This window comes from Clostridium sp. BL-8 (genome assembly GCF_002006495.1).
GTDB lineage: Bacteria > Bacillota > Clostridia > Clostridiales > Clostridiaceae > Clostridium.
Window position 1 is genome coordinate 41,708 of record NZ_LZZL01000024.1, and the last position, 12,014, is coordinate 53,721.

At 27.5% G+C, this 12,014-nt stretch carries 8 protein-coding genes; all 8 read right to left on the bottom strand.

The annotated features are described in order from the left end of the window. Positions 1–13 precede the first annotated feature (13 nt). Positions 14–2,149, bottom strand: a complete 2,136-nt coding sequence (locus tag CLOBL_RS10230) for a Dam family site-specific DNA-(adenine-N6)-methyltransferase (protein WP_077858937.1) — start codon at positions 2,147–2,149, stop codon at positions 14–16. A 467-nt stretch (positions 2,150–2,616) separates the two neighbouring features. Beyond that, positions 2,617–3,459: an AlwI family type II restriction endonuclease gene (locus CLOBL_RS10235; protein ID WP_077858938.1), complete on the bottom strand. Its 843-nt coding sequence runs from the start codon at positions 3,457–3,459 to the stop codon at positions 2,617–2,619. Positions 3,460–3,799: 340 nt separating this feature from the next. Continuing rightward, the gene (locus tag CLOBL_RS10240; protein ID WP_077858939.1) at positions 3,800–6,607 is read right to left on the bottom strand and encodes an SNF2-related protein; all 2,808 of its coding nucleotides are present in this window, start codon (positions 6,605–6,607) and stop codon (positions 3,800–3,802) included. A gap of 3 nt (positions 6,608–6,610) precedes the next feature. Beyond that, the gene (locus CLOBL_RS10245; RefSeq protein ID WP_077858940.1) at positions 6,611–6,862 is read right to left on the bottom strand and encodes a hypothetical protein; all 252 of its coding nucleotides are present in this window, start codon (positions 6,860–6,862) and stop codon (positions 6,611–6,613) included. Between the two features lie 87 nt (positions 6,863–6,949). Then, positions 6,950–8,518, bottom strand: a complete 1,569-nt coding sequence (locus CLOBL_RS10250) for a hypothetical protein (RefSeq protein WP_077858941.1) — start codon at positions 8,516–8,518, stop codon at positions 6,950–6,952. After that, complete coding sequence (locus CLOBL_RS10255; RefSeq protein ID WP_077858942.1) at positions 8,502–9,827, bottom strand: hypothetical protein; 1,326 nt, start codon at positions 9,825–9,827, stop codon at positions 8,502–8,504. The genes CLOBL_RS10250 and CLOBL_RS10255 overlap by 17 nt, the downstream gene beginning before the upstream one ends. A gap of 116 nt (positions 9,828–9,943) precedes the next feature. Beyond that, the gene (locus CLOBL_RS10260) at positions 9,944–10,999 is read right to left on the bottom strand and encodes a hypothetical protein (protein WP_077858943.1); all 1,056 of its coding nucleotides are present in this window, start codon (positions 10,997–10,999) and stop codon (positions 9,944–9,946) included. Positions 11,000–11,032: 33 nt separating this feature from the next. Next, complete coding sequence (locus CLOBL_RS10265) at positions 11,033–11,986, bottom strand: WYL domain-containing protein (protein WP_077858944.1); 954 nt, start codon at positions 11,984–11,986, stop codon at positions 11,033–11,035. Positions 11,987–12,014: the final 28 nt, after the last annotated feature.

Here is a 12,014-nt window from a genome sequence, read left to right on the forward strand (position 1 = left end):
CTCTATCCCCTATCTAATAATTTATTATTAAAACTTCTTCTGAATTAGAAACCTTATCTTTAGTCTGATAATTTGAATTAGAATAATTATAGTCTAGATAAATTACTTTATATTTAGAACTGTTTCTATTTAGCCAGTCAATCAAAAAATTATTTTCTTTCCCCTTACTACGCAAAACATTAGATAGCGCAAATCGTAGTCCTTTTTCATGGATTCTATCAAGGAAACTAAGCAAACTTTTTTCATCCTTTTCATTCCATCCTTCCTGTTCATTGTATGTTGCACAAGTAATTAAATATGGAGGATCGACATAAACAAAACTTTTATCATCTAATTTTTCCAAGCCATAACTTCTGAAATCTAAGCAACAAAAAGAATAATCACTACTTTTAATTCTATCAATAAATTTTACAAGCTTTGTTTCCATTTTAGAATTAAAATCTCTTTTTCCAACTGGTAAATTAAATTTCCCTGATTTATTAAATCGAATTTGGTTGTTAAATGAAAAAACTATCAATACATAAAGCATTATATAATACTCATGATCCTTTGTTTTTTTATTATTAAAATCTTCACGTAATTTTAAAAATTTATCTTTATTATATCTACCAAGTCCATAAGTGCTTTCACACCCATAAAATGAATATCCTTGCAAATTAGACCGTGAAAGCTCGTATTTGTCAATAATTTTGTTAATCAATTCTAGAATTATCTTTTTATCAAGACTTTTGAATGTATTAAATAAATTAATAAGATTTTCATTCAAATCGTTGAAGATCACCTTGCTACAATTCACATTAACTCCAACATTACAACCACCACAGAACAAATCTATAAAGCACTCTATATCACTTGGAAAATGAGGCAATATTTGTTGTAAAAGCTTATACTTTCCACCTATGTAATTTAAAGGAGAGGCTATTACATCTTTTGAATCATCATAACACTCACATAGGAATAACCTTTCTTCATTTCCAGAAATATTTGACTTTCCTGTAGTAAACGCTTTATATTCTTCAGAAAAAACTTTAATTTTTCCTTTTTTACTTAATATTCTAAATATATCCTTATCAGATATCTTAGCATTTGATCTTTCATTACCTTTTTCAGCCATATTATTATATGAAAATAATATATATTTAGCTTTAATGTTATTTACTAAATCTTCAAATGCTTCTGTTGCTTTTATAGTACAATAATTACTTTTCAATAATGTCCTATCCATTTTTCTTGCAACACCATGAACAGCTGGTTTCTCCCACCTAGCTACATTTTCAAGAAGATGGTAAGCATCGCAGTACTGTCTCGAATTATATGGTGGATCAATATAAACTAAATCAGCCTCTATACTTCTTACCAATTCATTAGCATCAGTATTAAAACACATGTTATTTTTATTATTATTTGCATCTGGAGTAGGGACATATAGTTCCAAATGTTTATCAAAATTGATGCCTTTTCTGTAAGCATCATAATGTCCACATGTATTTGCAATTTTATCCATAGCATACATTAAAGACATAATAAGTATTGCTCGCTCTCTTAAATTTATCTTATTACTATTGAATAAGTTTTCAATATCTTCTCTTATATAACCTATTTTAGCACAGTCTTTTAAGCTAAAAAACGTATTTGCAAAATTTTGAGTCATATAGTTTTCTTCATTTATATCAATAGAATTATAACCAACTATAATATTTACAATTTTATCTTGCGAGAATGATTCTGATCCAAACCAAGCATAATTACAAATATAGTTACTATACATTATATCATTTGTAATAATCTTTTTATTACTAAACGCTGATGCAACTGCACCAGTTCCTGAAAAAATATCAGCTACTGTATTTATATCTTTACATTCATCATTAACAACTTTAATAATAAAAGGAATTAACTTGTATTTATTCCCCAAATATCTTCTATTATTAATTTCTGAAGTTTTATATTTCATTTGTTTTGGCTTTTCCTCAATCACTTTTTTGCTATCTAAATATTTCTTTATTTGTGGTACAATCTCATCGTTCCATATTATATGACCTTTTTTAGATAATTTAAGCTTAAAAACACCATGATCTTTAAGATAATAAAGATATGATCGAGAAATGTCCAATTTTTCAGCAATTTTTGTTGCTGATATACGTGCCATAATAACTCCTCCTAATGCAACTAAATCATGTTCATCATAAGACATTATATCATCAAAATCAGCATTTCTCAATATATTATACTAGTCAAACCATTTATTATCATTATATACTATGATGCTATTTCATAGTATTATCGTAAAATGTTTTTTCATTTAGCATCCATTTATTCAAATTTCAATATATCTCCTAAATATTAAATGAAATAATCTGTATTTAGTATTGCCTTTACATATAATTTCAATTAATCAATTGTCAAATGATAATTATTAATATTTAGATAAAATTTAAATCTTGTTAATTTTATTATATATATCGTTTAAACTTTCTATGCTCATCTAAAAAAGATGATACATTTTTGCATCATCTTTTAATTAATTTAGTTTATTGCTAAAAATCTAATAATTACTAAATATCTACCAACTAAACTTTTTAATCTAAATCCTAAAATTCACAAGACCCTGCACAATTAAATTTGCAAAGCATTTGGTATATATGTATGAACTATGTTTATAATTTCATTTAAATGAACATAATTTAAATTAGCAAAATTGCAATTCAATCCATTTCCAATATAATTAGATTGTATTAATTCAGATTGAACAAAGTATTTTATATCATTGTCAATATAGTCATTTGCATTCTTAATATTAGTAAAATTATTATTTACATAAGTTATGAATGTTGCTGCATTATTGGGATTAGCTCTTATATTTATAATACAGTTTGCAAAAATATCTACTAAACTATAATTATCTAAAGTCTTTGCAAAATAATTAAACTCTCTGTAAGATATTCCAGTATTTGAGCCACTTAAAATATTAACCCTTCCTATTAAATATAAAGTGGCAACAAATGGACTAAATCTTCGGCTAATCGGTAATCCATTAACTATAGAAGACCATTGTGATTGCGCATGAATATATTGCCATTCACTAAGACCTTCAATAAGTGACTCACTAAGTGTTATATTACCATTTAGTAATTGGTTTCCTCGGTTAGTTAAAGCAAGTACACCTCTATTTAAATCAACAAGTCCAAGTTTTTCAAATAAGCTGCCTAATACTCTTCCTCTCATTGGCGCATCCTCATAATTGCTTAACATTATGCTTCGTGCTTGTGTTTGAATAACCATTAGTTGGTTAGCACTAATATTTCTAGGCGATACTTCTCCTACTCGTATTAGCTCTATATAATAATCTAATTGGCATTGATTGTCCCAATTAGCTCCCAAAAAGTTATTTAAAACTCCTAAAAATCCTGTTATTCTTAAAGGATTTCTTAATGCAGTTCCTACACTCCAGATTTCCATATTCCCACACTCCTTTAAATATTAATTTGTATTAATTATATCATTATTACCATTTTATTTATATAAATAATTGATTTTTCCAAAAGCAAAATGTTTCAATACATATCAACTTTTTTATATAAGTTATAATATATATTTCTCTTAAGCTATAGTTTCAATAAATATGAGAGAACCTCTATAATTTTATGAAAAACATTCAATGTCTTTGTGCAATCATACTTCTTAAACTAACTTCATAAACATATCCCATATAATTGCAATATCAATAACATATCTAGCCATATTTAATACACTTATAATTAATGAATAATATAGTAAATCTTAATTTTTCAACCTCCTTTTATTTAACACCCAAATCAACCTGTATCTCCTTAAAAACACCAGGAGAAATATTACTAACCTCAGGATCTATCTCAAAAGTATCCCATTGTGGTGTTCCCCCTAAAATCAAATTAAACCACTTTTCTCTATCTTTAACTGTTTTATAAATACTTTCATCTATTGTATTTTTAATATAAGGATAAAATACATCTAAAGTAACGTCCTTATCTTCTTCCCTTAACTTCGCTGTAAGGCTATTTATTCTATCTATCCTTCCAACTCTTTGTTCTAAAGATGCTGGGTTCCATTCTAAGTCATAATGAATTATTCTTTTACATTCAATTTGTAAATCTAGACCTTCTTGCAATGTTTTAATTGAAATTAATACTTGAGGGTAAAATGGCGTATTAAATCCTGCTTTTAACTTTTCTTTTAAAACATCTCCTGTTTCTCCTGTTGCTACTCCTACTACATCACTGCTTTTTAATCCAAGCTTCATGTTTTCTCTTGTTGCTGTTGGGGCATTTAAGTAATTATTTATAAATCTTTCATATGCCTTTTCCCAATCTAATAAATCTCCTTTTTTAAAGGTTTTATTAACCCAAAAACTTTCATCCTTATCTTTATATTTTTCGCTTATATTTTTAAGTTCAACAAAAAATCTCTTATCTTTTCTAAGAAAACTTATCATAGACGAAACAAGTTCATCGCGTTCAGATGGATTTAACTTGTTTAGATTTTCCCTATACCTTTCCCATATCCCCTTGTAATTTAAAATATTATATATTATTCTATCTGATATATTTCTTAACTCTTCCTTGATTTCATCATTCTCAGAATCAACTTCATAATCATCTTGCTCTAAATTTAAACCAAGGGATACATATTTAGCATCTAAAATATTTTCTGCTGTTTGTTTTTGCTCTTTAGAAATTTTCTTTTCCCAATTCTTCAATTTATCTAATACTACCTTAAAGACTAAATGCTCAATTATTCTTTTAAGATACATATAGTTAGCCTTTACTCCAGAATTATACCTTGAATATAAATTAGATACTTCTTTATTTATATCCCTTGCTTTTGGCAGAACAGTTTTCTTTTCTCCACATGCTTCAATGATTGGAATAAGAACTGAATATATATAATTTTCTTGCAATAAAACCCATAAAGAATCTTGCTTGTTGTAAAACCTTCTGCAATAATTATCAAATCCTTCAAGATTACTCTGAAAAAGCTTATTAATATCACTTTCATAGGATTTATTTAGTCTATCTGATATTTTAGCCTTAAGCTCTTTGGCTGTTTCAATCCTATTACAAAATATTAATGTTTTCTCACCCTTTTTAAGATATTTAACCACATCATCCGATACATGATTAATCTTTGGATGCTTTATATTGTTTATTTCCATATCTCTAAGCATCTTTAATGAAGGTAAATCTTTATTATAAATGCTCACTTTGCTGGCCGTTTCAAAAGATGAAGTAAAGGACTGTTTAATATTAGCTATAAAAGTCATGTCACCTCTATCTAATATTTCATATATTGCTTTTTCCATTAATGCAAATGGTAAATAAGCTTCTTTTGATAAAGAAATACCTTCTTTTTCATTTGAGTCTAAGGCTCCTATAATTTCTTTTCTATAAACATCCTTTTTCTTTACATTCCTCACAATAATAGTTCTCATTACTTTTTCAAGTATAGCCTTTTGCTCACATACTGATTTATAAACCTTGTAAGTTTCCTCTACATCATAATTAATTTCTTCTTGGATATTTCCTAGTATTAACTGTTCCAATAAAAAATTATCACCTGCATTCAAGTTTCTTACATAGTCTTCAAATTGTTTTGTTAATTCCATATACTTTCTCATTTCTAAAAACAAGCTGTTTACTTTTTCTCTAAATTGTAAAATTTCAGCTTTAGTAGAATTTCCCTTTTCAAATAAAGACATTATAACTTTTAGTTCACCTTCATCTAGTTGAAAAGGTGTGGCTGTTAAAAAGATTGCTTTATTGAATTTTCCCATTATTGAATGTTCTAAGGCTTGCCTTTTAACTGTATACTCATTTTTTATTTTATGAGCTTCATCAAGGATCAATAAAGAAGATTTAGGCATAACAGAGTTTATTGCTTTGTATCTTAGTTCTTTTAGTTCATTCCAGATACAATTAATCGTGTAATCATCGATTATGCTTTTACTCACATCCACTTCATCTAACTTTTCATACCATAAATCCGGAATATTCTCATAAGATATTCCCATATCATAAAAGTCTGAAGGATTCCTTACACTTTCATCTCCGCCTAAAGCTTTAAGCACCTTTTCTCTTGTTTTTCCATGAAATCTTTTATGCCTAAACCAACAAGATAAGAAAAAGCTTTTTTCGTACTTATGCCCCATATTAGAAAACACATTAACTGGAATTAGTAATACCTTGGCATTTAGAGCTTTATGAGCAATATCATATATATAAGATGTTGAGTTGTCATCAATCTTAGCAATATGCTCCTTCTTAAGAAAGGTAATTCCCTTATTTAAATTTACTTCTATAAAATTACTGATATCTTCATACCATTTATTATTTAATAAAGTACTTGGTGTTACAATTATTACTGGTTTACTTCTATATTTAGAAAGATAATATACTGCAGTAGCAAATGCTATATAAGTCTTTCCCATTCCAACATCATCACCCAATATGATTCCTGGCGTATTTTTAAGCATTGAGATAATTGCAGCACAAGTTTTAGTTTGTAATTTACCTGATCCTATATCAATTCTTTTTGATAAGTCAAAAAGATCATCTAATTCTTTTATATCCATACCTTATCCCTCTACTCCATAACTTTTTATCATAAGCTGATATTGTTTTTTCAATTGTCCTTTTGAATCTTTTACAATAGATTTAACTATTTTTTCCGCTTCTCCTGTTAAGTCTATAAGGAATTTTTGTTTATATTCACTTCTTAACCAATCTTCCTCAAATTCTAAGTGCTTAACTATATGTAATATTTCAACTAAAAATAGAAACGTTTCCCCTTCACTTGAAACCTTATTCTTATAATCTCTTATTATCATTGATAATAAATTTTTAATCCCAATTGGATTATTAATATAATTTATAAATGAACACTCTGAATAATATGGCTGCTCTAATCCATTTTTTTAAGAAGATAATGCCTTATAAAAACGCTGAAGATTTTGCCTAAAGTAAATATTAATTGATAAATTACTATCTGCTTTCATTTGGCTACTTAATCTTTTCATTCTTTCAAGTTCAATTAAACTCCTATATCTGCCTGCTAAGTAATCAATAATATCCTTCATATCAAATTCAAAGTTTAACTTAAGATCCTCTGTAATAATTTCGTCTTTGTTTGGAATTAAAATCGGAACAAAGAAACTGTAGTCATTGCAGACTATTTCAATATCCTGTGATTTTTCTAATGAAAATTTATTTATTATAAGCTCATCTTGCTTTTTTATAAGCTTAAAAATCACATGATCACTGTATTTTATTTCACATGGTAGAATCATTTGATCTTCTTTAAATTTTATAGTTAAATCCACACCATCAAAAATAGCACTTTCAACAAAATAAGGTTTCTTATTTTCATCTATGTCCTTTTCTATTACCTTAAGTTTTGAAACAGCTACCTTTGTGCAATCAGGGATAAAAAGTTTAGACTTAGTATAATTTAAAACACCAACTTCTATATTATTAAGTTTAGATATTTTAGACCTCATTGCATTATTTGTAAAATTAACTGAACCAGTTAAATAAAGATTATATCCATTATCAAATTCAACCATTATTAGCTTTCCATGGAGTGTTCTTGGAACTGCTTCTTCATCTTCTCTTTCCCATTCCTTAGGTACAACAAAAAAGTTTATATTTTTGAATTTATTGTCTAATTCTTGAAAAATGCCAATAGGAGCATTGACCATATACTTATTTTCTAAATCATTAAAACTAGCTGGAAAACATATTTTAATTTTTACATCAGGGTAAATTTCTATTAACTCATTAAAAAACGAAACTAAAAGACTGCCTTCCATAGCTTTTTCCTTATCATTTTCAAAGAATGGTGACACGATTGTCATAGACTTGCAAATTCCTTTGCATTTTTTTATTTCTTCAATAATTCTTGTAAATATAGACTCTTTAGCACATGTTGATATTACTTTTGGGAAACCTTCAATTCTATTAACTTGCTTTAGATATTTTATAATTTCCTTAATAGCTTGAACATCATGAATATTATATTTTGTTTGCAAAAATGACAATATTTCATTTATATCATTTGATAATGTTGCTTCTTCATCTAAATAAGTATCATAGTGCCACACAAGTTCAGCATTATAGCAAAGACCAGATTTTGTAATATTGGCTGATGAAATTATAACTCTTAAAAATTCTTTATATAAAAGTAGATAACATTTTGGATGGAATGTTTCAGTATCCACTACTATATGGTCATATAAAAAAGTTCTTCCTCCATTAAATTGATTTGCATCTGATATTACAAGTATAGGCACTTCTTTTAATCTAAGTGCTATTTGATTTCTAAATCTTAATTCATTTTCATTTGGATCATCAACAATTCCTAAAAAAGCTGGAAGAATATGATGCTCAAATAATCCAGCATCAAATCCATAAGTCATGAATACAGCTGCAATAGGTTTATTTCCCCCATTATCAACTAACTCAAAAAAATCAGTGTACTTCATCATTTGGTTCCCACCTCAAATCATTTATTAAAGTTATAATATTAGGTATTTTATAACTATGAAGATAAGCTAAATTTTCAGTTTTCTTAGGATAGTCATATCCTGTTAAAACAATTATTTTGTTTCCATCAATTGCTAGCCAAGCTCCACTTCTTCTCTTTTCCATAACTTTAATATGATATTTAATTAAATCCATTATAAAAGATTCATAATTTACATTTTCGCCTTTAGAATATTTAGATATAAAAATGTTAAAACTTCCTCCATGGTAACTTCCTGATACGCTGCTATAATTTTGTTTTGTAACAAGATTTCCAATATAGTTATTTTCAAAGATATCATCTAATATTTCTCTGGAAGCTTGTATACACTCATCTATAGTAATGCTCCCAAACTGCTCCTCTGCTGCTTTAATAATACTACACCATAATCTATTGAATAAAATAGCAAGTCTTTCAAATGCTAATATGGTTTTATATCCTTGAATAATGTAAGTTTCTCCATCAGTTTTTCCGTTAGAATTCGATATATCTTTAATGGTCTCCATAGCATTAGAATTTTCATAATCATAGTTATGATAAATATAGCTAACAGGTATAATAGATTTAGCATCATTTAATATATAATCTTTTAATAGACCCATTTCCTCTTCATGATATTCATCAAAATTTATAAACCCATCAAGACTAGCATGATATCCAAAGGATTTTACTGATCCTCTTCCTTCCTTCATAACTACACTTTGATCTCTTATAGCTTTTAAAACTAATTTGTCATATATAGCAGTATCAACAAAAGCCTTAGCTAACTTCTCACCTTTATGAGTTAAATTTAATGATGCATCAACTAATTGAAGAGCTTCTAGGCTAGTCCTATAAGCACCTAAGCCTCCAAGTTCTAATTGTCTTGATAAAAACTTGTATTCCAAACCTAAAGTAGTTATATTCTTTTCATAAGATTTTAAAGCACCCATTTTACCTCTGAAATCTCTTTCCTTCCCATCACGTTCGAAAAGCTTTCCTTGATAATTCTCAACTACAGCTCTCGCCCAATATTTTTCATATAGTTTAAACACTTCTAATACATCTTTTTCATAGTAAAGATTACCTTCTAATTGCAAATATTTTTTTGAAATATATATTCCATAACAAACCATGCTATAATATCTTGCCCTAGATGTTCTTGTTGTAAAACTTGGTAAAACCACATTCCCAAGAATCTGAGCAAAGTAATCAAAGGCTAATGGATCTAATACACTTGTTTCATCTTCTAATGGTGCGTATTTAGTCCATGATAAATTAAAAGCTTCCATTTAAATTCCTTCTTTACAATCGTAATATAATATTTAATCTAACCCTTACGTAGATCTTCACATAGTAGTAGTCTAAAACCTCTTAAATATCGTGAAAATTTATACGGTTTAAATTCTTAACTATGCAACAAAAGCCATTTTTCCAAATATAGCCTATCATTGTTAGCGCTTGTTTCATACCATTGAGAACATAAATAATAGTATTTTCCCTTTATTATAATTGGATCGGAGTAATATCTAATTTTCTCAAAATTATTAGATTTTTCAACTAATAAAGGAAATTGTAAATCAAAAGTCTCTTTTGAATAATCCTTATCCTGCACTAGCCTAATTTCCTCATCAGTTATTTTATCGCTATTTAATATTCTAGGAATAACTGTTTGAGCTAATTTTCCGATTTTCAAATTTTTATATTCTTCAATTAGATACTCTTTTGAATTTGTTTCCTCTTTTGATACTTGAACATTATAGTCTTCTGAATGTCTATCGACACTTGTTTTAGGTATCATAGTATTATACTTTTCTTCATTCTTACTAAATAGATTTAACATTTGCACGCTTCGCACAAATAATTCATTTGTATCAGATATATTACTAATTCTATTTACTACAGGTTGAAGAATTTTAAAGTTAAAATCTTCATTTGCTATAAGTTCAATTTCATAACTAATATTGTTATTCTTTAAAAGTTCATTCATATCATCAATACAAGGTAAGAGGATATTTATTGTAGCGTTATTTATTTTAGGTGATGCAAAAATTACTTTCCCACCAGTATGTCCAAAATACCCTAATAAACACATAACACTGCGCAAACATTTTTTTATAACACGTTGTACTGTTTCTTCTTTTGAACCATAGTTTAAGCCAAACTCATGAAACGCTATGTCAACTGCCATAATAGAAGATGCATTCTCTACAAATGACATACCAATAACATCTATTTCTGCTTGCTGTAATAATTGTTCTAAGGATGAATTGTTTTTGTAGATCGCATATCCATATTTTTTATAAAAATATACATTTGTATCTTCCATTAGTTGTTTTAATTCATCACGATTTAATAAATTCCATACTCCAGTTGATGCAGTCCAATTAGTTTGAACTATTTGGCAATTTTGTATATGTCTAAGCCATGAATATATCAAAGACTCTCCCATTTCAATTTTCATTATAGTGCTCTCCTATCACTCATAATACTTTTTTTAATTACTGTGATTCTCAACAATCCTCTTCCCAATCTCCAAAATCTTCTCCCTAAGTTCCACTGGTTCTAAAACTTCAAATCTATCGCCTAATCCCAATAATTCAATACAAATCCCCTCTATTCCATACGATATAAATTCATATATAACATAATCATTGTCTTTCTCTATTATTCTTTTGTTAACAGCAACTTTTTCATCAATTATCTTTGCAGCACTCTTATTAAATTTGACAACGATTCTCGTTTCTTTTTCTCTCCCACCAAACATATGCCATGACTTAGAAAGATAATCTGAAAGTGAAAAACTAGATTCTTCTTTATCTTCATTTAAAATCTCTATGCTCTTTATTCTATCTAGTCTATAGGTTCTATCTTCCTTCTTTTCATTTAATGCTATAAGATATACCCTTCCCTCATTGAAGGTTATATTTTGAGGTTCTATAATATAATTACGTATATCTTCACTTGATCTATAATATCGAATTTTAATTTTCTTCTTATTTATAAATGCATTATAGATATTTTTTAAAATGTCTTCATGATAATACTCATCTAAATGATTAGTCTTTTCAAAAGCAAATAATTTCTCCATTTCCTTTTTCTCTCTGTTGCCAACAAATTTTAGTAATTCATTTTCTATTATCTTAACTTTAGTAGGTAATATATATTGGGATCTTAATAAGATAATCAATATAAACCAAACATCCATTGGCTCAAGTTTGCTGTTATTAATTATTTCTTTGAATATTCCCTGGTCCTCAATTACATACTTTTTAGATTTTTTGTCCCATCTTATGCAAGTATTCAGTTCATCATTTAAATATTTAATATAACTACTTATAGTTCTCTCAGTAACTCCAAATTTATCTGCGAGTTCTGTCCTTCCTTGAACATTTGAGTTATTTATTGATATAAATGTATTAATAGCATTTTCACAAAAATTCTGCTTCATAAATAATATTCTCCTTTAAAGATATCAT

Coding starts and splice junctions, on each gene's coding strand:
- CLOBL_RS10235 (WP_077858938.1), bottom strand. CDS start 3,459: ATGGAAATCTGGAGTGTAGGAACTGCATTAAGAAATCCTTTAAGAATA.
- CLOBL_RS10255 (WP_077858942.1), bottom strand. CDS start 9,827: ATGGAAGCTTTTAATTTATCATGGACTAAATACGCACCATTAGAAGAT.
- CLOBL_RS10245 (WP_077858940.1), bottom strand. CDS start 6,862: ATGATAATAAGAGATTATAAGAATAAGGTTTCAAGTGAAGGGGAAACG.
- CLOBL_RS10230 (WP_077858937.1), bottom strand. CDS start 2,149: ATGGCACGTATATCAGCAACAAAAATTGCTGAAAAATTGGACATTTCT.
- CLOBL_RS10240 (WP_077858939.1), bottom strand. CDS start 6,607: ATGGATATAAAAGAATTAGATGATCTTTTTGACTTATCAAAAAGAATT.
- CLOBL_RS10265 (WP_077858944.1), bottom strand. CDS start 11,986: ATGAAGCAGAATTTTTGTGAAAATGCTATTAATACATTTATATCAATA.
- CLOBL_RS10260 (WP_077858943.1), bottom strand. CDS start 10,999: ATGAAAATTGAAATGGGAGAGTCTTTGATATATTCATGGCTTAGACAT.
- CLOBL_RS10250 (WP_077858941.1), bottom strand. CDS start 8,518: ATGATGAAGTACACTGATTTTTTTGAGTTAGTTGATAATGGGGGAAAT.